Source organism: Serratia sp. GW822-FHT06E05 (assembly GCF_058799445.1).
Window position 1 is genome coordinate 146,460 of the sequence record NZ_JBXALM010000012.1, and the last position, 24,223, is coordinate 170,682.

Annotated in this window: 19 protein-coding genes; 13 read left to right on the forward strand and 6 right to left on the reverse strand. The window is 57.6% G+C overall.

Going from position 1 to position 24,223, the window contains the following annotated elements; genetic code table 11:
* Positions 1 to 22 precede the first annotated feature (22 nt).
* The 5 genes from AC1RKC_RS22445 to AC1RKC_RS22465 all read left to right on the forward strand — a co-directional run bounded on the left by AC1RKC_RS22445 (position 23) and on the right by AC1RKC_RS22465 (position 4,735).
* Positions 23 to 1,012: an ABC transporter permease subunit gene (locus AC1RKC_RS22445; protein WP_493092523.1), complete on the forward strand. Its 990-nt coding sequence runs from the start codon at positions 23 to 25 to the stop codon at positions 1,010 to 1,012.
* 148 nt (positions 1,013 to 1,160) lie between these two features.
* A complete protein-coding gene (locus tag AC1RKC_RS22450) occupies positions 1,161 to 2,102 on the forward strand; it encodes an ABC transporter substrate-binding protein (RefSeq protein ID WP_261287329.1) in 942 nt (313 codons plus the stop codon).
* A gap of 61 nt (positions 2,103 to 2,163) precedes the next feature.
* Positions 2,164 to 2,850, forward strand: coding sequence for a D-lyxose/D-mannose isomerase (locus AC1RKC_RS22455; protein ID WP_261287328.1), 687 nt, complete (start codon positions 2,164 to 2,166; stop codon positions 2,848 to 2,850).
* 11 nt (positions 2,851 to 2,861) lie between these two features.
* Complete coding sequence (locus AC1RKC_RS22460; RefSeq protein WP_261278846.1) at positions 2,862 to 3,722, forward strand: ketose 1,6-bisphosphate aldolase; 861 nt, start codon at positions 2,862 to 2,864, stop codon at positions 3,720 to 3,722.
* Complete coding sequence (locus AC1RKC_RS22465) at positions 3,722 to 4,735, forward strand: carbohydrate kinase family protein (RefSeq protein ID WP_261287327.1); 1,014 nt, start codon at positions 3,722 to 3,724, stop codon at positions 4,733 to 4,735. The genes AC1RKC_RS22460 and AC1RKC_RS22465 overlap by 1 nt, the downstream gene beginning before the upstream one ends.
* Here the strand turns inward: AC1RKC_RS22465 and AC1RKC_RS22470 are convergent.
* A complete protein-coding gene (locus tag AC1RKC_RS22470) occupies positions 4,710 to 5,450 on the reverse strand; it encodes a response regulator (protein WP_046374374.1) in 741 nt (246 codons plus the stop codon). The two genes, AC1RKC_RS22465 and AC1RKC_RS22470, sit on opposite strands and share 26 nt — an antisense overlap.
* A gap of 211 nt (positions 5,451 to 5,661) precedes the next feature.
* Here AC1RKC_RS22470 and mak point away from each other — a divergent pair, with 211 nt between their 5' ends.
* Complete coding sequence (gene mak / locus AC1RKC_RS22475; protein WP_048759636.1) at positions 5,662 to 6,570, forward strand: fructokinase; 909 nt, start codon at positions 5,662 to 5,664, stop codon at positions 6,568 to 6,570.
* A gap of 322 nt (positions 6,571 to 6,892) precedes the next feature.
* Here the strand turns inward: mak and licT are convergent, their stop codons facing one another.
* From licT to sbcD, 3 genes are all read right to left on the reverse strand, one after another.
* Positions 6,893 to 7,735 (reverse strand): BglG family transcription antiterminator LicT, encoded by an 843-nt coding sequence (licT, locus tag AC1RKC_RS22480; protein ID WP_041415225.1) that lies wholly within the window; start codon positions 7,733 to 7,735, stop codon positions 6,893 to 6,895.
* Between the two features lie 195 nt (positions 7,736 to 7,930).
* On the reverse strand, positions 7,931 to 11,182 hold the full coding sequence (gene sbcC / locus AC1RKC_RS22485) for an exonuclease subunit SbcC (RefSeq protein WP_261287326.1): 3,252 nt from the start codon (positions 11,180 to 11,182) through the stop codon (positions 7,931 to 7,933).
* A complete protein-coding gene (gene sbcD, locus AC1RKC_RS22490) occupies positions 11,179 to 12,411 on the reverse strand; it encodes an exonuclease subunit SbcD (protein ID WP_261278849.1) in 1,233 nt (410 codons plus the stop codon). The genes sbcC and sbcD overlap by 4 nt, the downstream gene beginning before the upstream one ends.
* A gap of 224 nt (positions 12,412 to 12,635) precedes the next feature.
* Between sbcD and phoB the strand changes: the two genes are divergently transcribed.
* The 6 genes from phoB (at position 12,636) to proY (ending at position 20,181) form a co-directional block, all read left to right on the forward strand.
* Positions 12,636 to 13,325 (forward strand): phosphate response regulator transcription factor PhoB, encoded by a 690-nt coding sequence (gene phoB, locus AC1RKC_RS22495; protein ID WP_020825449.1) that lies wholly within the window; start codon positions 12,636 to 12,638, stop codon positions 13,323 to 13,325.
* Between the two features lie 24 nt (positions 13,326 to 13,349).
* A complete protein-coding gene (gene phoR, locus AC1RKC_RS22500) occupies positions 13,350 to 14,666 on the forward strand; it encodes a phosphate regulon sensor histidine kinase PhoR (protein ID WP_046374371.1) in 1,317 nt (438 codons plus the stop codon).
* A 14-nt stretch (positions 14,667 to 14,680) separates the two neighbouring features.
* Complete coding sequence (locus AC1RKC_RS22505; RefSeq protein ID WP_046374370.1) at positions 14,681 to 15,619, forward strand: PstS family phosphate ABC transporter substrate-binding protein; 939 nt, start codon at positions 14,681 to 14,683, stop codon at positions 15,617 to 15,619.
* Between the two features lie 211 nt (positions 15,620 to 15,830).
* Positions 15,831 to 16,937, forward strand: a complete 1,107-nt coding sequence (locus AC1RKC_RS22510; protein WP_116691187.1) for a cobalamin-independent methionine synthase II family protein — start codon at positions 15,831 to 15,833, stop codon at positions 16,935 to 16,937.
* A gap of 446 nt (positions 16,938 to 17,383) precedes the next feature.
* Positions 17,384 to 18,703: a branched-chain amino acid transport system II carrier protein gene (gene brnQ / locus AC1RKC_RS22515; RefSeq protein ID WP_020825453.1), complete on the forward strand. Its 1,320-nt coding sequence runs from the start codon at positions 17,384 to 17,386 to the stop codon at positions 18,701 to 18,703.
* A 71-nt stretch (positions 18,704 to 18,774) separates the two neighbouring features.
* The gene (proY, locus tag AC1RKC_RS22520) at positions 18,775 to 20,181 is read left to right on the forward strand and encodes a proline-specific permease ProY (protein WP_261286687.1); all 1,407 of its coding nucleotides are present in this window, start codon (positions 18,775 to 18,777) and stop codon (positions 20,179 to 20,181) included.
* A gap of 33 nt (positions 20,182 to 20,214) precedes the next feature.
* Here proY and AC1RKC_RS22525 read toward each other — a convergent pair whose 3' ends face one another.
* Entirely contained in the window at positions 20,215 to 20,478 is a 264-nt protein-coding gene (locus AC1RKC_RS22525; protein WP_048759760.1) for a hypothetical protein, read from the reverse strand.
* Between the two features lie 132 nt (positions 20,479 to 20,610).
* Entirely contained in the window at positions 20,611 to 21,876 is a 1,266-nt protein-coding gene (locus AC1RKC_RS22530) for a mechanosensitive ion channel family protein (RefSeq protein WP_046374368.1), read from the reverse strand.
* A gap of 249 nt (positions 21,877 to 22,125) precedes the next feature.
* On the opposite strand from AC1RKC_RS22530, the gene malZ reads away from it, so the two are divergent.
* Entirely contained in the window at positions 22,126 to 23,949 is a 1,824-nt protein-coding gene (gene malZ, locus AC1RKC_RS22535; RefSeq protein WP_149573582.1) for a maltodextrin glucosidase, read from the forward strand.
* The last annotated feature ends 274 nt before the right edge of the window (positions 23,950 to 24,223 follow it).

Here is a 24,223-nt window from a genome sequence, read left to right on the forward strand (position 1 = left end):
CCCTACGCTCAAGGAGCCGACCATGACTTCGAATCCATTGCCGCCAGGCGCAAAAAATCCGACGCTGAAACGGGCACTGTTGGGCGATATGATGCAAACCGTCGGTATCTTGCCAATATTGATCCTGATCGTCGCGGTTTTCGGCTTTGTTGCCCCGAATTTCTTTACCGATGCCAACCTGCTGAATATCGCCCGGCAGGCGTCGATCAACATCGTGTTGGCGGCGGGCATGACCTTTATCATCCTGACCGGCGGCATCGATCTTTCGGTCGGTTCGATGCTGGGCACCACCGCGGTAGTAGCGATGGCGGTGTCACTGATGCCTGGCATGGCTGAAATGTCGATCCCGCTGGCGCTGTTGGCCGGTTTGGGCATGGGGCTGTTTAATGGTTTTCTGGTGGCTTACGCCAGCCTGCCGCCGTTTATCGTCACCCTCGGTACCTACACCGCACTGCGCGGTGCCGCTTACCTGTTGGCGGACGGCACCACCATCATCAATTCCAATATCAGTTTTGAATGGATCGGCAACGCCTACCTGGGGCCTATCCCCTGGTTGGTGATTATTGCCTTTGCGGTGATTGCCGTGTGCTGGTTCATTCTGCGCCGCACCACGCTGGGGGTTCATATCTACGCGGTAGGCGGCAACATGCAGGCGGCGCGCCTGACCGGGATCAAGGTCGGTGCCGTGCTGCTGTTCGTCTATGGCATGAGCGGCCTGCTGTCCGGGTTGGGTGGGGTGATGAGCGCCTCCCGGCTTTACAGCGCCAACGGCAACCTCGGCATGGGCTATGAGCTGGATGCGATCGCCGCAGTCATTCTTGGCGGCACCAGCTTTGTCGGCGGCATCGGTACCATTACCGGCACGCTGGTAGGGGCGTTGATTATCGCCACCCTGAACAACGGCATGACGTTAATGGGCGTTTCTTATTTTTGGCAGTTGGTGATCAAAGGGGCGGTGATCATCATCGCGGTGTTAATCGACAAGTACCGCACCCGCAATTATCAACACTGATCTACCCGTCCTCTTTCAAGCCGCAGCGTTGTGACTTGCACTCGCTGCCACTGGAAATCCATAGGGCAAGGTTGAGTGAGAAAGAAAGGTTGGTTGGCGCCCACCGGGGCAGGTTTTTCGTATCTCAGAAAATAATGAGGAAAACACTATGCGTTTCAAACCATTGATTACCGCTTTGCTGGTTACCGCCGCGCTCGGCAGTGCTTCGTTGGTGCAGGCGAAAGAGTTGAAATCGATAGGGGTGACGGTGGGCGATCTGGCCAACCCGTTCTTTGTGCAGATCACCAAAGGTGCGGAACTGAAAGCGCGCGAACTGGCCGGTGACAAGGTTAACGTGACGCTGGTGTCGAGCGGTTACGATCTCGGTCAACAGGTGGCGCAGATCGATAACTTTATCGCCGCCAAGGTTGATATGATCATCCTGAACGCCGCAGATTCCAAGGGTATCGGCCCGGCGGTGAAACGCGCCAAAGACGCCGGCATCGTGGTGGTGGCGGTTGACGTAGCGGCCGAAGGTGCCGATGCCACCATCACCTCGGACAACACCCAGGCCGGCGCCATGGCCTGTAAATACATCAGCGATCGCCTGAAAGAGAAAGGCAACGCGGTGATCATCAACGGCCCACCGGTGTCCGCGGTACAGAACCGGGTAGAAGGCTGCATGACCGAACTGAAGAAACACCCGGAGATCAAGCTGCTGTCCTATAACCAGAACGCCAAGGGCAGCCGTGAAGGCGGGCTGGAGATCATGACCGCGCTGTTGGCGGCCAATCCGAAGATCGACGGCGTATTCGCGATTAACGATCCTACGGCGATCGGTGCCGATCTGGCCGCCAAGCAGGCGCAGCGCAGCGAGTTCTTCATCGTTGGCGTAGACGGATCGCCAGATGGCGAAGAGGCGCTCAAGCGCGGCAACTCGCTGTTTGTGGCAACCCCGGCACAGGATCCGCAGGTGATGGCAGCCAAGGCGGTCGAGATCGGTTACGAAATCCTGCAGGGTAAACCCGCACCAACCGGGCCGGTGCTGATCCCGGTCACCATGATCGATAAAAACAATATCGGCAGCTACAAAGGCTGGACGGTGAAATAACCTGCTATCGGCGGGGTCTGCTACTCAGGCCCCTCATTTCATCCCCACTTTCGGAGGCGATATGAACCGTTCCGCCGTGAACCAGATTCTGCAACAAACCCAGCATTTTTTTGCCCGCTTCGACGTCCATCTGCCGCCCTTTGCGCACTTTAGCCCAACCGTTTGGCGTCAGCTCGATCGTCAGCCGTGGCAGGAGGTATTCGACCTGAAGCTGGGCTGGGACGTCACGGCGTTCGGCGGCGAGGATTTTGCTCACAAGGGGCTGACGCTGTTCACGTTGCGAAACGGTTCGCCCGGCGGTCAACCTTATGCCAAATGCTATGCGGAGAAAATCATGCATTGCCGCGAAGCACAGGTGACGCCGATGCATTTCCACTGGCGCAAGCGGGAAGACATCATCAATCGCGGTGGCGGCAACCTGATCGTCGAGCTGCATAACGCCGATCAGCAGGAAGGGCTGGCCGACAGCCCGGTGAGCGTGACCCTGGACGGTTGCCGACAGACTCATGCCCCCGGTTCACGCCTGCGGCTGGCACCGGGGGAAAGCATCTGCCTGACGCCGGGTATCTATCACAGCTTTTGGGGCGAGGAAGGTTTCGGCGACGTGTTGGTGGGTGAGGTTTCGACGGTGAATGACGACGACAACGATAACCGTTTCCTGACGCCGCTCAGCCGCTTTAGCCAAATCGAAGAGGATCAGCCGCCCCAGTGGTTGCTGTGTAACGAATACTTGCGCTTTATCGATTAAGGAGATGCACCATGGCATTGATTTCACTGGCACAGGGGTTAGCGCACGCGCGTCAACACGGCTATGCGCTGGGTGCGTTCAACGTGCTCGACAGCCATTTTCTGCGCGCGTTGTTTGCCGCGGCGCAGGCCGTGCGATCGCCCTTTATCATCAATATTGCCGAAGTCCACTTTAAGTACGTATCGCTGGAGTCTTTGGTCGCGGCGATCAAAAGTGAGGCGGCGCAGCACGACATTCCGGTGGTGTTGAACCTCGATCACGGTCTGCATTTTGAGGCGGTGGTGCAGGCATTGCGTCTCGGATTCAGCTCGGTGATGTTCGACGGTTCCGGCCTGAGTTATGAAGAAAATGTGCGCCAAACGCAGGAAGTGGTGCGCATGTGCCATGCGGTGGGCGTCTCGGTGGAGGCCGAACTGGGTGCCGTCGGCGGTGACGAAGGCGGTGCTCTGTATGGCGAGGCCGACAGCAATAAATTTACCGACCCGCAGCGGGCGCGCGAGTTTGTCGAATTGACCGACATCGATGCACTGGCGGTGGCGATCGGCAACGCGCACGGTAAATACAAGGGCGAACCTAAGCTCGATTTCGAACGTCTGGCGGCTATCCAGCAGCAGGCAGGCATTCCTTTGGTGCTGCACGGCGGTTCCGGCATCAGCGATGCAGACTTCAAGCGGGCCATCGGCCTGGGCATTCACAAAATCAACTTTTATACCGGCATGTCACAAGCGGCGCTGGGGGCGATTGAACAGCGGATGACGCAGCGTCACGCGATTTATGATGAGTTTGCCGAAGTGCTGTTGGCGGTGGAGCGGTCGATCAGCGAAGTGGTGCAGCAGCAGATGCATATTTTCGGCAGCGCCGGGCGGTTGTGATGAGCCGGTGTGGCATTGTTTCTGCCGGTAACATGCTGGTGGATCATGTCCATCAAATTGCGCATTGGCCTCAGCCGGGCTGGCTGGTGGAGATTGAACATAGCCAGCGTGCCACCGGCGGTGCGCCGCTTAATGTATTGCTGACGCTGGCGCGCATGGAAACCGGGTTGCCGCTGGCGGCGCTGGGGCTGATCGGCTGCGATGCCGATGGTGACTATATTTTGCAAATGCTGGCGCAGTACCAAGTCGACAGCGGCCGGGTGCGTCGCAGCGAAACGGCGATGACCTCGATGTCGCAGGTGATGACCGAGCCGGGTGGACAGCGGACCTTTTTCCATGCGCCGGGCGCGAATCGGTTGTTGGACCTCGGCGATTTTGACGCGCTGCACAGCAATCATAAAATTTTCCACCTGGGCTATCTGCTGCTGCTCGACAGCCTGGATTGTCCGGACGAGGAATTCGGCACCTGTAGCGCACGCCTGCTGGCGCAAATGCAGCAGCGTGGTTACCAGACTTCGTTGGATCTGGTGTCGCGCCAGGGCGATCCTCGCTATCGGCCTTTGGTGTTGCCAGCGCTGCGCTGGCTGGACTATCTGGTGATCAACGAGCTGGAGGCCGGTGAGTTTACCGGACTGGCGCTGCGTACGGCTAATGGCTCGTTACAGCAGTCACTGATGGCGCAGGCCGCAGAACAATTATTGCAGGCCGGTGTGCGGCGGCGGGTGGTGATCCATTGCCCGGAAGGGGCTTACGGGCTGGAGAGCGGTGGCGAAGCGCGTTGGCAACCCTCATGGCGGGTGAGGCAAGCTGAAATCGTCGGCAGCGTCGGCGCCGGTGATGCGTTCTGCGCCGGCGTGCTGTACGCCAGCCATGAAGACTGGCCTTTGGTGGAGACTCTGCAGTTGGCGCATGCCTGTGCGCGTTTCAACCTGCTGTGCGCCAATGCTATCGACGGTGCTCGGCCGCTGCCGGAACTGCAGGATTTTATCAGGCGGCAGCCACCGGCTGGCTGACGTCGGCGGCAAAGACGTAACCCAGCCCGCGAATGGTGCGGATCAGTTCGGGCTGGTGCGGATTGATTTCGATCTTGCGGCGCAGCCGCATGATCAGCACGTCGATAGTGCGATCGAAGACCTCCAGCGTTTCGCCGTGGGTCAGCTCCAGCAGGCGATCGCGGGTCAGTACTTTACGCGCATGTTGTACCAGCGCCAGCAACAAGCCGTATTCGCCCTGAGTCAGATCGACAGCCTGGCGCTGAGGGTTGTGCAGCGTGCAGCGGTTGGTGTCCAGACACCAGCCGTTGAACTGCCAGCCCTCCGCTCTGGTCTGGCCGACAGCGGCAGGTTCCAACGCCAGCGCACCGGTACGGCGCAAAACCGCCTTGGCGCGAGCGACCACCACGCGTGGATTAAAGGGTTTGGCGATGTAATCGTCGGCGCCCATTTCCAGGCCGACCACCACGTCGGACTCGGCGCCGAGACCAGTCAGCATCACCACCGGCAGATCCGGACGCAGGCGGTGGATCTGCTGCAAAACCAGCAGGCCGTTGGTGTCCGGCAGGATCAGATCCAGCAGCACCAGCGCAATATCCGGCTGCTGGCTGAGTAGCGTCAGCGCCTCGCTGCCCCGGTGGCAGGCATGTACGGTAAACACGTGCTCATTGAGCACGTCACAAAGCAGATCACAGATAGCGGGATCGTCGTCGACGATCAATATGGCAGGTTTCATCGCTGCTCTCCGAATTTTATGATGCGTAAAAATGTTATCAATAGGTTAACTGATAAAATCCAGTGTACCCGATGGCTAATTAATAAGCGGCAGCCGGTGCGGTTCTGATGCGGAAATTGCCATCGCCGTCACACTCGGCGTTAATGGGGTGATCCCGAAAGCCGGTTACATTAGGCTGTAGCAACGTTGTTGTGCATTGAGGAGAAAAATCGTGCGCATTGGTATCGACCTGGGTGGCACCAAAATTGAAGTGATCGCGTTGGCCAACGACGGACGGGAACTGTTCCGCCATCGTATTGCCACGCCGCGCCATGACTATCAGCAAACGCTGGAGGCCATCACCGGTCTGGTGAAACTGGCGGAAGAAAATACTGGGCAGCAGGGATCGGTCGGGGTGGGCATTCCCGGTACGCTGTCGCCTTATACCGGCTTGGTTAAAAACGCCAACTCGGTGTGGCTCAACGGCCAACCTCTGGACAAAGACCTGTCGGCGATGCTGGCGCGTGAAGTCCGTATCGCCAACGACGCCAACTGCCTGGCGGTTTCGGAAGCTACCGACGGCGCAGCCGCCGGCAAACAAACGGTGTTTGCGGTGATTATTGGCACCGGCTGCGGCGCAGGGGTGGCGATCAACGGCCAGGCGCATTCGGGCGGTAACGGCATCTCTGGCGAATGGGGGCATAACCCGCTGCCGTGGCTGGACGATGACGAACTGCGTTTTCGTGCAGAGGTTCCCTGCTACTGCGGCAAGCAGGGCTGTATCGAGACCTTTATCTCCGGCACCGGCTTTGCCACCGATTATGCGCGCCTGAGCGGTAATCCGCTAAAGGGGCATGAGATCATGGCGCTGGTGGCGCAGGGAGATACCCTGGCGGAGCAAGCCATTAGCCGCTATGAGCTGCGGTTGGCCAAATCGCTGGCGCACGTGATCAATATTTTTGATCCGGACGTGGTGGTGTTGGGCGGCGGTATGAGCAATGTGGACCGTCTTTATCAGCGTGTGCCGCAGTTGGTGAAATCCTGGGTTTTCGGTGGCGAGTGTGAAACCCCGATCCGTAAAGCCGTTCACGGTGACTCCAGCGGCGTACGCGGTGCAGCCTGGCTGTGGCCGCAAGTGTAACTGTTGCAAAAAAGCGCGGGCCTGCTCGCGCTTTAATCCATTCACCGTATAAAAACCAGACGCGCTCTATGCTTTAGCTAACTTAGCTGATGAATGAGGCGTCTGCTGCTGGATACCCATGCGCTGCTGTGGTGGCTGACAGACGATGCCTGCCTGGGGAAAAGGCCAGAAAGCAAATCGCCGACCCCGCTAATCTGGTGTTTGTCAGCGCGGCCAGCATTTGGGAGATTTCGATCGCATGCTGCTCGCCCAGGCACAGGCCGAAGGGTTGACGTTGGTTTCCGCCGTACGGCATTCGGGTGTTTGACGCCCGTCGCTAAACCTATCTTGCCTCGCTTTCGCTGCGCACCCGTTCGATATGAATGGTCAGAAACATCATCTCTTCCCGCGTGAGTTGATGCTGATAGTTTTTTTCGATGTGTTGATTGATCTTGCCTGCGCAGGCGAAGGAGTCAGGGTACTTTTCTTTGACCACCAGATAGAGTGAGTCGTCATCGCTGTCGACGTAGTTTTTACCCAGTAGACGCTGGGCGAAGAACTTCAGGTGAGTGATAAAGCGGTGATAGCTCAGGGCTTCTTCGTTGTAGTCAAAACGGAAATGGTATTTGACGATATTCAGGATTTCCTGCATGACGCGAGTGATATGCAGGGTGTTGTGCATTTCATCGTTCAACTGGGCGTTGACCAGGTGCAGGGCAATAAACCCGGCTTCGTCCTCCGGCAGCGTGGTGCCCAGCCGTTCGGCGATCAGCGTCAGTGCCTCCAGCCCGACGGCAAATTCGGCCGGGTAGAGCTTCTTGATTTCCCACAGCAGCACGTTTTTGATGTCCAGCCCCTGGGCATGGCGCTGCAGCGCAAAGTGGATGTGATCGGTCAGCGTGATATAAACGATGTTATGCAGCTTGCCCGGCAAGCGCTGGCGGGCGAGGGTGATGATTTTGTCGGCCGTGGTCACGCAGGCCAGGGGGATCTCCGACAGCAGCGTTTTAAAGCGCTCAGCCATTTCGCTGCCGTTAAGGGTGAAGACCTTCTCGATCAGGTTTTCGTCCAGCAGATCGCCAGCCTTCTTTTTAAAGCCGATACCTTTTCCCATAACCACCGTCTCTTCCTGACGGTCGTCCAGCGTAATCACCACGTTATTATTAAGTATTTTTGCGATCTTCATGGTTTTTCCCGGATGTTTCAGCATGCTGAAAACGAAAAAACCTGACGTCCAGGAGCGATCCCGTGCGTCAGGTTTTGCCTGTATATTTACAGTAACAATCCTGTTATCGATAGCATCATAAACCTTGTCAGCGGCGGCTCAATGTTTTTGACCGGGGAGTGACGCCACGGTCACATTTCCGAGCTCAGGGTCACGTTATTCCAGCCGGAACTGCGGCTCCAGCCGGCTGATACCCAGGCCGTTCACCTTTTTCACCTTAATCTGCACTGGAATACGATCTTTCATGGCTTCAACGTGGCTGATCACGCCGATGGTTTTGCCGGAGGCGTTCAGGCTGTCCAGTGCGTCCAGCGCGGTGTCCAGAGTTTCCGCATCCAGCGTACCGAAGCCCTCGTCAAGGAACAACGAATCGATACTGGTCTTGTGGCTGACCAGATCGGACAGCGCCAGCGCCAGCGCAAGGCTCACCAGGAAGCTTTCACCGCCGGACAGGGTTCGAGTGTCGCGCAGTGCGTCCGCCTGCCAGGTGTCCACCACCTGCAATTCCAGTGCATCACTGGTTTTGCGCTGCAGCAGATAGCGGCCGTGTAACCGGCCCAACTGGTTATTGGCCAGGTACACCAGATGATCGAGCGTCAGTCCTTGGGCAAACTTACGGAATTTATCCCCCTCTTTGGAGCCGATGAGCTGATTGAGGTAGCTCCAGTCGTCGTACTGTTGCTGACTTTGGCTGATTTGCTCAAACAGCGACTGCTGATTGAGACGGCGCGCGGCATCACTTTCCAACTGGTTGCGAACTTCACCCTGTCGGAGCTGCAGAGTTTTGAGCTGCTGCGCCAGCGCGGCCAGATCCTGGCCCAGGGTTTGGGGATCGGCCTGGCTTTCATCCAGCCCTTCCGGACGCTGTTGGCGTTGCTGTTCCAGATTGGCTACGGCCTGGGTCAGCAGGGCGCTGGCTTCAACCTGCCGTTGTTTCAGCTGCTCTTTGCGCCGTTGCAATTGTTGGCGCTGATCGTCATTCAATAGCGCTGCGTTGAAGGCCGCTTCGTCGTCGAATTCGCTGGTGGACAACGCTTGCAGCCAATCTTGCTCCGCCTGTTGCAGCCGTTCGGCCAGGTGCAACAGCTGTTGCTGCAACCCGGTGAGTTGCCCGCCAAGACGATCGCGTTGTTCCTGCGCCTTCTGCCAGTGCTCTGCGGCCAGTTGTATAGCCTCTTCGCAGGCCGTCTGCCGGGCACGCAGCTGTTCACGCACCTGCACGATTTGCTGTTCGCCAAACAGCGCCAGCCGCTGCGTACGTTGTTCGCCCAGAGCTCGCTCTGCTTCTTGACGCTGTTGCTGCAGGCGTTGCTGCTGCGATTGGGCCTCGGCGTGGCTTTTTTCCAGCAGTTTGAAACGCTCGTCCAGCAGTGCCTTTTCTTGCTGCGCCTGTTGCTGCTGTGTCTGCAGTGCGGCCAACCGGTCTTTAGCCTGCTGTACCGCCTGGGCTGCCTGCTCGTGTTGCAGCAGACCGGCCTGAGCCTGACGCTCCTCATTGTCGCAGTCGCTTAACCACTGGCTAAGGCGAGCGGTGTCCTGCAGATCAAAATCAAACGCCAGAGGCGTGCTGAGGGTTTGCCATTGCTGACGATGAGCGGCCAGCTGTTGTTCATCTTGGCCGATAAGATGTTGCTGGCGCTGCAGTTGCTCTTTCAGGCTTTCGCAGCGGGTGCGCAGCTCGGTGCCCTGGGTGTACAAAGCCTCGGTTTTGACGCGCATATCGGCCAGACGCAGTGCTGTCTCAGAGGGTTTTACCGCCTGATACTGTTCGATGGCCGGATGTTCGGCTGAGCCGCACAGTGGACAAGGTTCGCCAGTTTGCAGGCGAGCGCGTTCCGCCTCCAGGCTGACGATGCGTTGCTCCAGCTCAAGGGCTTTCTCTACGTCCGTCTGATGTGCTTTTTGCTGTTTGTACTGCTGGCGTGTTTCTTCAAGCTGCTTTTCAAGCTCGCTGAGCTGGGTCTGACGGGCCGTGAACTCCTTGCGTTGTTGTTCCAGACGTTCGCTGACCTGGCCAAACAGCGAGGAGAGGGTAAATAATTGCTGGCGCACCGGACGCAGCTCGGCCAGTTCGGTCTGACGTTGGCGCAGCGCTGTTAGGGGGGCTTGAGCTTCCAGCGCATTTTGCTGCTGTTGCTGCGCTGCCAGTGCGGCAGTGAGGCCGTTAAGCTGCTCCTGCTGCTGTCCGGCTTGGGCGGTGAGCCGGGCTCGTAAAACCTCAAGTTGTTCCAGCTCCGCTTGTTGCTGAGCGTACTGTTGCGTGGCGGCATCGCAGGCCTGTTGCAGTTCTGTCTGCGTTTTTTGCAACTGGGTTATCTGGTGGTCGAGCGGGACGATCTGCTCGTCGATCAGACGTTGTTGGATCTGCTGGTGTTCGACATGCGCCTGCAGTTGAGCACGTGCTTGTTCCACTGCCTGCTGCAACGGGGTCATCTGGGCAAGCTGTTGCTCCTGTTGCTGCGTCAACTGGGCAATCTGCTGTTGTAGCGCCTGTTGATCGCTGCGGTAGCGGTTGCGTTCGTTGAGCAGTGGGCGCAGTTTCTCTGCCGGCTCGCTGCGCGCCAACTGCTGAAGTTGCGGTTCTGCCTCAGCCTGCTCCTGTTGTACGGCGCTCAACTGACGCTGGTATTCCTGCTGTTTCTGCTGCGTCTGCTGCCATTGCTGTAGCCAGTTTAACGCCCGTTGCTGACGCTGGGTCTGTTCGCTGAGGGCATTTTCCTGCGAACTGAGCTCCACGAGCTGGCTTTCCAGCTGTTGGCGCTGTTCTTCGTTCAGCAACTCAATGCCGCTGGCGCGCTGATGCAACGCGTCCAGATCGGTTTTGGCCTGTTTGTGCTGCTCGAAAACGCGCTCGGAAAGCTGGCCGTAAATCTCGGTGCCGGTCAACTCTTCCAGCAGTTCGGCGCGATCATTGGCATCGGCATTCAGGAAGGCAGCGAACTGCCCCTGAGACAACATCATCGATTTGGTAAAACGACCGAAATCCAGCCCGGTGATCGCGGCGGTAAGATCCAGCTTGTCGCGGACTTTATCGGCCAGGATTTTGCCGTCATCGCGCAGCGCCAGTTCCACCTTCGGCGCCTGCAGGTTGCCGTCCGGGGAGTTTTTGGCACGGCGCTGGCTCCAGAACGCGCGGTAACCGACACCTTTAACCTCAAACTCGACCTCCGCCAGCGACTCGGCGGTGTGGCGGGTCATCAGCTCATTTTGGCTTGGCGTGACATTCAGGCGCGGCGTCTGGTGGTACAGTGCCAGACAGATGGCGTCCAGCAGGGTGGTTTTACCCGCGCCGGTGGGGCCGGTGATGGCAAATAATCCGTTGCTGGCGAAGGGCTCGGCGGTGAAGTCTATCTTCCATTCCCCCTGCAGCGAATTGAGGTTTTTTAATCTCAGGCTGAGAATTTTCATTGGTTCGGCTCCTGATCCTGGTGCCGTACGGCTTCGACCACCTGTTGGAACATCTGACTCATTCGCTGTTTGCGCGCTTCGGCCATCTCGGGTTCCTGCGCCAGCCGCCGCTCAAAGACCTCGGTGACGCTTAGTTCGTTGAGCGTTTCTTTGTCTTGTTGTTCAATGGCCTGGTGACGCTGCTCCTTACTGCGGCGCAGCAGCACGACCTCTACCGGCAGTTGATCGGCCAGCAGCTGAATGCGACGCTGAATGTCGCTAAGGTAATCCTGGGTCGCCACTTCGATATCCAGCCATACCGGTAATTCACCCTGATAATCGGCGAACAGCCGTAATTGCTGCTCGATCTGCGCCAAATCTCCCTTAATGAGCTGCATCGGTTGGAAGCTTGGGATCTCCAACGCGCTGACCTGTTGCAGGGCACCCGCCGCGAAATCCACCATAAACACGCTTTTGGCCTTGCCCAACTCGTCAAAACTGAGCGGGATAGGGGAGCCGCTGTAGCGAATATGTTCAGATTTGGCGACGTTTTGCGCGCGATGAATATGCCCCAGCGCGATGTAATCGGCCGGCGGGAACGCCTGTGCGGGGAAGGCGTCCAGCGTACCAATATAGATGTCGCGCACCGAGTCGGACGTGGTGACGCCGACGGTGGTCAGATGGCCGGTAGCGACGATGGGCAGCGGCAAGCCCAGCGCATCACGGCGCGCACAGGCGGCCTGGTACAGGGTGTGATAGTGGTCGGCGATAGACTCTTGCAGCGCCTGCTGTTTTTGCACCCCGGACTCACCGGCGCGGCTGGTGAGCAGATCGCGCGGGCGCAGAAAAGGAATGGCGCACAATACCGCACCCGGTTGGCCGTCGCGTTGATTCAGCACCAGCACCTGTTGTTCGATTTCGCTCTGCGCATTGGCGATCACGGTGGTATTCAGACAGGAAAGTAATTCACGCGATTCATTTAAGGTGGCCACGGAGTCGTGATTGCCGCCCAACACCACCAACTGGCAGCCGGTACGCTGCAGTTCCACCACGAAGCGGTTATACAGCTCGCGGGCGTAGCTTGGCGGCGAGCCGGTATCGAACAGATCCCCGGCGACAATCAGCGCATCCACCTGGTGTTGTTCAATCTGTTCGATCAGCCAGTGCAGAAATGCCTGATGCTCGGCGGCGCGGCTTTTGGTGAAAAAGTACTGGCCAAGATGCCAGTCAGAGGTGTGGATCAGGCGCATGACACTCCCGGGGCGATAGGGTAATGGCGGTGATTATAAAGGGCGTTGCGGCGGCTGTCGTGACGCAATCATTATGACAACTGAATGATTTTTCTTTGACGTTGGAAATAATCGCTATGCTTACTGCCTATAACAGCCCGCTTTTTTCATAAAAGTGTCACAAAACTGACGCATAATGGCGCCCGCAATCAACTGTGATCGCTAACACATTGGCAGGATTGACGATGGCAAGACGCATACTGGTGGTGGAAGACGAAGCGCCGATCCGTGAGATGGTGTGCTTTGTGTTGGAACAGAATGGTTACCAACCGTTGGAAGCTGAGGATTATGACAGCGCCGTGACGCGCCTGTCTGAGCCGTTCCCTGATTTAGTGTTGCTCGACTGGATGTTACCCGGGGGATCCGGCATTCAGTTTATTAAACATATGAAACGTGAAGCGCTGACCCGCGATATTCCGGTGATGATGTTGACCGCGCGCGGTGAAGAAGAAGACCGGGTGCGCGGCCTGGAAGTCGGGGCGGATGATTACATCACCAAACCCTTCTCACCGAAGGAACTGGTGGCGCGCATCAAGGCGGTAATGCGCCGTATTTCACCGATGGCGGTGGAAGAAGTGATTGAAATGCAAGGGCTGAGCCTGGACCCTTCCTCACACCGCGTGATGGCTAACGAACAAGCGCTGGATATGGGGCCGACCGAGTTCAAGCTGTTGCACTTCTTTATGACCCATCCTGAACGCGTTTATAGCCGTGAGCAGTTGCTTAATCACGTCTGGGGCACTAACGTTTATGTGGAAGACCGCACCGTTGACGTGCACATCCGTCGGCTCCGTAAGGCGTTAGAGACCAGTGGTCATGACAAAATGGTTCAAACCGTTCGGGGCACCGGCTACCGATTCTCAACGCGCTACTGATCGCGCCGCGCTGGAGAATATGCCGTGTTAGAACGTCTATCCTGGAAGAGGCTGGCCCTGGAGCTGGCCCTTTTCTGCCTGCCTGCCTTACTGTTGGGGCTGATTTTCGGTTATCTGCCCTGGCTGCTGCTGGCCTCCGTGCTGGCGGCGTTGGTATGGAATTTCTACAATCAACTCAAACTTTCCCACTGGCTGTGGGTTGACCGCAGCATGACGCCGCCGCCTGGCCGCTGGAGCTGGGAACCGCTGTTTTACGGCTTGTATCAGATGCAGCAACGGAACCGTCGTCGGCGCCGTGAGCTGGCGCTGTTGATCAAACGCTTCCGTAGCGGAGCGGAATCGCTGCCCGATGCGGTAGTGATGACTACCGTCGAAGGCAATATCTTTTGGTGCAACGGGCTGGCGCAGCATTTGCTGGGTTTCCGCTGGCCGGAAGACAATGGCCAGCACATTCTCAACCTGTTGCGTTATCCGGAGTTCAGTCACTATCTGCAACAGCAGGAGTTCTCCCGCCCTTTGACGCTGCAACTGAATAACGAGCATTACGTCGAGTTTCGTGTGATGCCCTACTCCGAAGGGCAATTATTGATGGTAGCCCGTGATGTGACCCAGATGCGTCAACTGGAAGGGGCTCGGCGCAACTTCTTCGCTAACGTCAGCCACGAGCTGCGCACGCCGCTGACGGTATTGCAGGGTTACCTGGAAATGATGAGCGACGAAGAGCTGGATGGTTCGCTGCGCGGTAAGGCGTTGGGCACCATGCAGGAGCAGACTCGCCGCATGGACGGACTGGTCAAGCAACTGCTGACGCTGTCGCGCATCGAGGCGGCGCCTAACGTTGAAATGAACGAGCGGGTTGATATCCCCCTGATGTTGCGGGTGTTACAACGTGAGGCGCAATCGCTGAGCGGCGGCAACCACGAAATCACCTTCCGGGTGAATGAGCAGTTGAAAGTGTTCGGTAACGATGACCAACTTCGCAGTGCGGTGTCGAATCTGGTGTATAACGCCGTCAATCATACGCCGAAAGGCACCAATATTGAGGTCAGCTGGCAGCAGACGCCAAACGGCGCGCAGTTTCAGGTCAGTGATAATGGGCCGGGTATCGCGGCCGAACATATTCCCCGTTTGACCGAACGCTTCTACCGCGTCGACAAAGCCCGTTCACGCCAGACCGGCGGCAGTGGGCTGGGGTTGGCGATCGTCAAGCATGCGCTCAGTCACCACGATGCGCGGCTGGAGATCCTTAGCGAGCAGGGCATCGGCACCCGATTTATCTTTACCTTGCCTAACCGGTTGATTGTTCCCGCAGCTTTGTCAGAGAATGCGGTGAAAAATTAACGCGAGAGGCTGGCATGATCCGAATCACCCGAGGGCTGTTGCTTTGCCTGGCGCTGTTGGCAAGCCGAGGCGCGCTGGCACAGCCGGATGGCATGTTGTCCGGCAACCTGTCTAGCGTCGGCTCCGATACGCTGGCGAACCTGATGGCGCTGTGGGCGCAGGACTTCAGCCAGCATTATCCCAACGTTAATCTGCAAATCCAGGCCGCCGGTTCCTCCACGGCGCCAACCGCATTGGCGGCTGGTGCAGCGCAGCTTGGCCCGATGAGTCGCCCGATGAAGGCCGCGGAAGTCTCTGCATTCGAGCATCGTTACGGTTATGCGCCGTTGGCGGTACCGGTCGCGGTCGATGCGCTGGTGGTGCTGGTGCATCAGGACAATCCGCTGCGCGGTCTTAATCTGCAGCAGCTCGACCGAATTTTCTCCGCGACTCTGCGCTGTGGCGAGAGCCAGCCTTTGACGAGGTGGGGGGAACTGGGGCTGACGGGTGATTGGCAACAGCGTGCGCTGCAACGTTTTGGACGTAATTCGGCCTCCGGCACCTACGGCTATTTCAAACTGCGTGCGCTGTGTGGCGGCGATTTTATGCCGCGCGTCAATGAGCTGCCGGGCTCGGCTTCAGTCGTGCAGGCGGTGGCCGGTTCGCTGAACAGTATCGGGTATGCCAGTATCGGTTTTCGCGCCAGCGGCGTACGGCTGTTGCCGTTAGCGGAGACCGGCCAAAACTATGTGACGCCAAATGACGCCAACGTGCGTAACGGCAGCTATCCGTTGTCTCGCTATCTGTATATTTACATTAATAAAGCGCCCAACCAGCCGCTGGAGCCGCTGACGGCGGCATTTCTCGATCGCGTGCTGTCGGACACCGGGCAAAATCTGGTCAATCACGACGGCTATCTGCCACTGCCGCCACAGACTCTGCAGAAAACCCGGCTGGCGCTGGGCCTGCAATAAGCCTGCCTCTGGGCACCTTGGGTGCCCAACATGAATTTCTTTCATCCCCTGTGAAAATTCTTCCGTTGCCGCCCGTCAGTCGACGTGACAGCATGCTGATTATAAGTCATCTAGACGTCTGGAAGTCTATTTAATAACCCGGCGTAATAGTTCACACTGTAAATCACTGAGGCAAAGGCCCGAGCTTTTGCCGGCTAGCGGGAGTCATATTATGTGCGATTGCAATTCTGCCTTTCACGCTGACGTTGTCGGCAGTCTGTTACGCCCTGCGGCGCTGAAAACCGCTCGCCAACAGTTTCTGCAGGGCGAGATTGATGCCCTTCAGTTACGGGAAGTTGAAGACCAACAGATCCGTCTGGCGGTGGCAAAACAGAAAGATCTCGGTTTGGCGGTCGTGACGGATGGAGAGTTTCGTCGAGCGTGGTGGCACTTCGACTTTTTGGAAGGGCTGGACGGCGTGGAAGGTTATGACGCGGAGCAGGGGATCCAGTTTAACGGCGTACAGACGCGGGCGCGCAGTATCAAGGTGGTCGGCAAATTGGGCTTCAACCCGCAGCATCCGATGCTGGAGGACTTTCGTTTTCTGAAGGCCATCGCCGGTGATGCGGTGCCGAAGATGACCATTCCAAGCCCGAGTGTGCTGCACTTTCGCGGTGGGCGTAAGGCCATCGACAGCCAGGTTTACCCGGATCTGAACGCCTATTTTGACGATCTGGCGCAGACCTACCGCGAGGCGATCAAGGCGTTTTATGATGCCGGTTGCCGCTATCTGCAACTGGATGACACCGTGTGGGCCTACCTGTGCTCTGACGATCAACGGCGACAGATCCGCGAGCGTGGAGAGGATCCGGATCTTCTGGCGCGCATATACGCGGATGTGCTGAATGCGGCGATCGCTGACAAGCCGGAGGATCTGATCATCGGGTTGCACGTTTGCCGCGGTAATTTCCGCTCCACCTGGATCTCCGAGGGCGGTTATGAGCCTGTGGCGGAGATCCTGTTTGGTCAGGTGAATATCGACGCTTTCTTCCTGGAATACGATAATGAGCGTTCCGGTGGTTTCGAGCCGCTGCGTTTTATCAAGCCGGGCAAACAGCAGGTGGTGCTGGGCCTGATTACCACCAAAAACGGGGAACTGGAAAACCCTGAGCAGGTGAAACAAAGGCTTGAAGAGGCGGCGCAGTTTGTCGATCGTCGACAGCTTTGCCTCAGCACCCAGTGCGGTTTCGCTTCGACTGAAGAGGGCAACAGCCTGAGTGAGCAGCAGCAGTGGAATAAACTGCAAAGCGTGGTGAATATTGCCGAGCAGGTTTGGTAGGGCAAAAAATCGGTTCAGACCGCGCGGAAACTGGTGGTTTATTGGCGGTTTCGCGCGGTCATGAGGCATCTTCTTCACGTTTTGTGAATGCGTTGCTCAAAAATGATACAAATCATGTATTGTATATTTATTGATAGCCCCTATGATCGACTGGTGTCGAAAGATAATCTGGTCGATAGCTCTGCTTTTTGTCATGCGACTTGCCTTTCAACGCTATAAACGTTTAACTTAGCCTCCGTTGTCGGACTAAACCTCCATTTATAACTCCTAAAACTCTGCCCATCATCATGAGTGGTCACTTTCGAATAAGGACAAAACGCCGGACGTTATGCGTTTTCTGCTCTTATTGGTCTCGCGATGAAATGGCAAGCCGGCAACCGGATGGGGCTTAACGCTACCTCCATATCGGGCATTTTTTTTCATTTGAACAGGCAACACGACATCGTATGAGTCATCGTTTAACGTCAAAAGATATTATCGCATTGGGTTTTATGACCTTTGCCTTATTCGTCGGCGCCGGGAATATCATTTTCCCGCCGATGGTCGGTTTACAGTCCGGTGAACACGTCTGGACCGCAGCTATCGGCTTTCTGATCACCGCCGTCGGTCTGCCGGTGATGACCGTGATCGCCCTGGCGCGCGTCGGTGGCGGCATTGACGCCCTGAGCTCGCCGATTGGCCGTCGCGCCGGTCTGCTGCTGGCTACCGTCTGCTATCTGGCCGTAGGCCCGCTGTTCGCCACGCCGCGTACCGCGACCGTCTCCTTTGAAGTGGGCATTGCACCGCTGACCGGTGATGGCGCCATGCCGCTGTTTATTTACAGCCTGGTGTACTTCGCGTTGGTGATCGGCATCTCGCTGTATCCGGGCCGCCTGCTCGATACCGTGGGTCACGTGCTGGCACCGTTGAAAATTGTTGCGCTGGGCGCGCTCGGCATCGCCGCGCTGGTTTGGCCGGCAGGTACGCCTATCCCGGCGACCGACATTTATCAGAACGTTCCTTTCTCTTCCGGCTTCGTCAACGGCTATCTGACCATGGATACGCTGGGCGCGCTGGTATTCGGCATCGTCATCGTTAATGCTGCGCGTTCCCGCGGCGTCAAAGATGCCGGTTTGCTGACGCGTTACACCATCCTGGCCGGGCTGATTGCCGGTGTGGGCCTGACGCTGGTTTATCTGAGCCTGTTTAAACTGGGCTCCGGCAGCGGCGTGTTGGTACCCGACGCGACCAACGGCGCGGTGATCCTGCATGCTTACGTGCAAAACACCTTCGGTGGGCTGGGCAGCTTCTTCCTGGCGGCGCTGATTTTCATCGCCTGTATGGTGACTGCGGTTGGCCTGACCTGCGCTTGCGCCGAGTTCTTTGCCCAATATCTGCCGTTCTCCTACAAGACGCTGGTGTTTATTCTGGGGCTGTTCTCGATGGTGGTGTCCAACCTGGGCCTGAGCCATCTGATCCAAATTTCCATTCCGGTGCTGACCGCGATTTACCCGCCGTGTATCGTGCTGGTGGTGCTGAGCTTCACCCTGCGTTGGTGGAACAGCGCGCCGCGTATTATCGCGCCGGTGATGTTAGTCAGCCTGTTGTTTGGTATCCTTGACGCGGTGAAAGCGTCCGCCTTCCAGCAAGTGCTGCCGGATTGGACCAATCACCTGCCGCTGGCAGAACAGGGTCTGGCATGGTTGTCGCCTTCGCTGTTGATGCTGGTGCTGGTCGCGATTTATGACCGGGTTTGTACGCGTTCCGAAGTGACCGCGCACTCCTAATCCCCCGGCTAAATTTTGGGCCACGGACTTGTCCGTGGCTTTTTTACGTTTAAAAAACACGGGTTATTTTCATGCAACAACAGTCACCCACCGCTCCCACGCCCAATAAGCTAAAACGCGGTCTCAGCACCCGTCACATTCGCTTTATGGCTTTGGGTTCGGCTATCGGCACCGGCCTGTTCTACGGTTCGGCGGACGCGATTAAAATGGCCGGCCCTAGCGTTTTGCTGGCGTACCTGATCGGCGGCATCGTCGCTTTTATCATCATGCGTGCGCTGGGCGAGATGTCGGTCAACAACCCGCAGGCCAGTTCGTTCTCGCGTTATGCACAGGACTACCTGGGCCCGATGGCCGGATATATCACCGGTTGGACCTACTGTTTTGAAATCCTGATCGTCGCGATTGCCGACGTGACCGCTTTCGGCATCTATATGGGCGTGTGGTTCCCCGAGGTGCCGCACTGGATTTGGGTGCTGAGCGTGGTGCTGGTGATAGGCGCCATCAACCTGATGAGCGTGAAGGTGTTCGGCGAGCTGGAGTTTTGGTTCTCCTTCTTTAAAGTTGCCACCATCATCATCATGATTGCCGCCGGTATCGGTATCATCATCTGGGGGATTGGCAACGGTGGGCAGCCGACCGGCATCCATAACCTGTGGTCTAACGGCGGCTTCTTCAGCAACGGCTTTATCGGCATGATCCTGTCGCTACAGTTGGTGATGTTCGCCTACGGCGGTATCGAGATTATCGGTATCACTGCCGGTGAAGCCAAAGACCCGAAAACCTCCATTCCCAAGGCCATCAACTCGGTACCGTGGCGTATTCTGGTGTTCTACGTCGGTACGCTGTTTGTCATTATGTCAATCTACCCGTGGAATCAGGTGGGTACCAACGGCAGTCCGTTCGTGCTGACTTTCCAGCATATGGGCATTACCGTGGCGGCGGGCATCCTTAACTTTGTGGTGATCACCGCGTCGCTGTCGGCGATTAACAGCGATGTGTTTGGCGTTGGCCGCATGCTGCACGGCATGGCGGAGCAGGGCCATGCGCCGAAGATGTTCAGCAAGGTGTCCAAACGTGGGATCCCGTGGGTCACAGTGGTGGTGATGATGCTGGCGCTGTTGCTGGCGGTGTATCTCAACTACATCATGCCGGAAAACGTGTTCCTGGTGATTGCTTCACTGGCGACCTTCGCCACCGTGTGGGTGTGGATCATGATCCTGTTCTCGCAGATTGCCTTCCGTCGCAGTCTGAGCAGAGAGCAGGTGAAAGGCCTGGCGTTCCCACTGCGCGGCGGGGTGTTTACCTCGGTGGTGGCGATCATCTTCCTGGTGTTTATCATCGGTCTGATTGGTTACTTCCCAACGACTCGCGTATCGCTGTACGCCGGGCTGGTGTGGGTGGCGGTGCTGCTGGCGGGGTATTACTTCAAGGTCAACCGCCAGAAGAAGCTGGCGACGCTGGCGCAGCAACAGGATTGAAGATGAAAACACCGGCCATGAGCCGGTGTTTTTTTAATGCTTTTCCTCAGGTTCGTCGTCACCGGAGGCGCGCGCTTCGATACGCAGGCTGCTGTCGCTCAGCCTTTCCTCTTTCCCCTCGCCGGCACAGCGTGCCAGCACTTCGCGAATATCCTGCATGTTGCTGCTCAGGGCGCTAAGCGACGGTTGCAGAGTACGGCTCATGCGGCTTTCATCCAGCGAAGCGCTGTGCAGACAGCCGATGAACAACAGCGTGGCCAGCAGGGTAAACAGCCGATGTTTTACCTGTTTCAGCAATGGCATCTCTTCTTTCCGGTGGCTGGGTGAGCGTATTAACACCGCTTTAGGTGGGCAAGAAAAGAGGCTGGAGATATCTGCTGGCAATTGGCGGAGAATAATTACCAGCAGAAACAGTTACGTCAGCCTGCGTCAGGAAATGTCTGCCGCCTGTCGCAGGGGGTTTAGCATGCTGCGCATGTCGTTACCGGTCGGCGTTTGATGCACCCGCAAATCGAATTCGTTAATCACCGCCAGGATATGGTCAAAGATATCCGACTGAATGCTCTCGTATTCAGCCCAAACCGTGGTGTTGGTGAAGGCGTAAATCTCCAGCGGTAAACCTTCTGGCAGTGGTGCCAACTGACGCACCATCAGCGTCATATTCTGGTGAATGCCGGGGTGAGCGCGCAGATAGGCCACCAGGTAAGCGCGCAGCGTGCCAAGGTTGGTCAGGCGGCGGCCGTTGAGCGGTGAACTGAGATCTACGCCAGTCTGCTGATTATGCTGGCTCAGCTCCTGCGTTTTATCGTTCAGATAGCGTTGCAGCAGCGGGTTACGGTTCAGGCGCTGTTGTTCTTCCTCCGACAGGAAATGCACACTGGTGGTGTCGATATTGATACTGCGCTTGATGCGACGGCCACCGGATTCCGACATGGAGCGCCAGTTTTTGAAGGAGTCGGAGATCAGCGCGTAAGTCGGGATGGTGGTCACGGTATTGTCCCAGTTGCGCACTTTCACCGTGGTCAGGCCAATGTCGGTCACCGCGCCATCGGCGCCGTATTTCGGCATTTCCAGCCAGTCGCCGATGCTCAGCATGTCGTTAGCGGAAAGCTGGATGCCGGCCACCAGGCCGAGGATCGGGTCCTTAAAGACCAGCATCAGCACCGCAGTCATCGCCCCCAGGCCGCTGAGCAGCAGCAAGGGTGATTTTCCCATCAGCAGTGAAACGATCATGATGCCGATCAGGATCGCCGCGACCAGCTTCAGGCCCTGGAAAATACCGCGCAGCGGCAACTGATTGGAGATCGGGCTTTGGCGCAGCATTGCCAGCAGCGTGTCCAGTAAGGAAAACAGCGACAGCAGGGCGAAGCCCATGATCCACACCTGAGCGGCGGTGACAATAATCGCCTGGGTCTCACTGCCGGCGTGCAGCCACAGCACCGCCTGCAGATTAATGATCACCCCTTGCAGCAACAGCGCCATGCGCTGGAACAGCTTGTACTGGGTGATCGCCTGCTGCCAGACACGCTGCGACCGTTGGCCACGGCGTTGGATTGCTGCCAACACCACGCGGTGCAACACCAGGTGGATCACTACCGAAATCAGGACGATCAGTCCCAGCACCATCAGCAGGGACATGACTCCGCTAAATTCCAGTCCGAATTTTTCCAGCCACAGGGTTATCTGTTGTTGCATTGCCGCTCCTTTAAAAAATGCGCAAAAAATATCCAATACACTCAAAAGACGTTAGCCTAATGGTTACGGGTCATAATGTGCGGCTGTTTACCCTTTTTTACATAGGGTTAGCGCTGACTGCTTATCTCCACCCCCCGGCTCCTCCCCGAGTTTACCGGCCAGAGAGGAGGGGGACTGACACTCAACGTGGCATTGTTCGTGGCATTGAATAACGTCGTCGATTTCGTTTTGTACAGCTGGAGGAAAGTCATGCTTAACGCCTGGCATCAACCGGTCCCGCCTTTTGTGGTGAGGAAGGGACAACGCCTGGATATCACGCTGTGGTTACAGGGCAATGAACTGCCTGAACAGGTTTTTTTACGCGCCGAGCCGGACAATGAAGAATGGCTGCTGATCATGAAAGGGCAGCAGGTTGGCGGGTTGCAGCGATATCAGGCCAGCCTGACCCTGAATGAAGGCGAGGCAACCCGCCGTTACTGCTTCAAACTGGTCTGGGCCGACCACCAGCAATGGTTCGGTCCACAGGGAGAGTCTCTGACGCCACCGGGACAATTGGCGCAATTTGCCGTCGACGTGCCCGACAGCAGCCCGCAATGGGTGGCCGACCAGATTTTCTATCAAATCTTTCCCGATCGCTTTGCCAGCAGCGGCGGCGAACACGGCATTCAGAGCGGCAGCTATCGTCACCATGCCGCCGGCTGCGATGTCGTTCGCTGTGACTGGCAGCAGCCGCTGGAGGACCGACACGCCGCGTCCACCTTCTATGGCGGCGACCTGGACGGCATCAGCCAAAAATTGCCTTACTTGCAGCAGTTGGGCGTGACGGCGCTCTATCTGAACCCGATCTTTACCGCACCCAGCGTGCATAAATACGATACCGAAGACTATTATCAGGTCGATCCCTATTTGGGCGGCAACGTCGCCTTGCAACGTTTGCGAGTGAGCACTCACAAGGTGGGGATGAAACTGGTACTCGACGGAGTGTTTAACCATACCGGCGATTCCCACCCGTGGTTTGATCGTCACCAGCAAGGCGACAGCGGCGCTTGCCACCACCCGGATTCTCCCTATCGTGGCTGGTTTAATTTCTACCCGGATGGCCGTGCGCTTGACTGGAAGGGCAACGCCAGCCTGCCGAAGCTCAACTTTGCCGAACCCCAGGTGGCGGAGGCAATTTATCGCGGTGAGGGCAGCGTAGTGCGCCATTGGTTACGCCCGCCCTACAGCATTGACGGCTGGCGGCTGGACGTGGTGCATATGCTGGGTGAAAACGGCGGGGCCACCGGCAACCTGCGGCATCTGGCAGGCATTTATCACGCGGTTAAGCAGGAAAATCCGCAGGCCTATGTACTGGGCGAGCATTTTGGCGATGCGCGGCGCTGGCTGCATGCCGGCGTTGAAGATGCGGCAATGAACTACATGGGCTTTGCCCTGCCGGTGAGGGGGTTCCTCGCCGGATTGGACGTCGCGCATCACCCGGTGCGGATGTCGGCGGCGGAGTGTGCACAATGGATGGACGGCTACCGGGCGGGCTTGCCGCATGGCCGCCAGTTGATTCAGTTCAATCAACTCGATAGCCACGATACCGCGCGCTTTCTGACGCTACTGCAGGGCAACCGGGCGCGGATGCAGATGGCGGCAGTGTGGCTGATGAGTTGGATCGGTGTGCCCTGTTTATATTATGGCGATGAAATTGGCCTGGATGGTGCCAACGATCCGTTCTGTCGTAAACCCTTCCCGTGGGATGAGAGCCACTGGGATCGGCCCCTGCTGGCTTTGTTCCAGCGAATGGCGGCGCTACGCAAACAGAGCCTGGCGCTGCGTCGCGGTGGCTGTCAGGTGCTGCACGCGGTCGGAGAGACCTTGGTATTTGTGCGTCTCTATCAACAAGAACAGGTGTTAGTGGCATTGCAGCGTGCTGGCAGCGGTGCAGTGACGTTGCCGTACACGCCGTTGCTGGCCGCAGGCCAATGGCAGCGGCTGGAAGGAAAGGGCGAAATGGAAGAAACGCAGAATGCGATGACGCTGCAGCTGGGTGAAGAGTCCGTGACCCTGTGGCGGCGGCTGGGTTAAGGCAGGAAGGGCCGATATTCTGCAATGCTGTTCACTTAAGCCTGACGGGCATTTTTTATTCGGTCCCTGAAGGCTCAGTGCAGGCGGAGTTGCCGTCAATATCCCGCATTTCTCTGCCACCGCAATGAACGGCAATGGGAGGGGCCGTAGGCGCGGCCCCTCCACCCGCGCCCTCGCTTAACACCCTCTGTCCGCTACGCGGATACCCTCGCTGCACCCGCGTTGTCGGGCGGGTCGGCTACGACAAACCTCCCTGTTAGTCTCGCCTCAACCG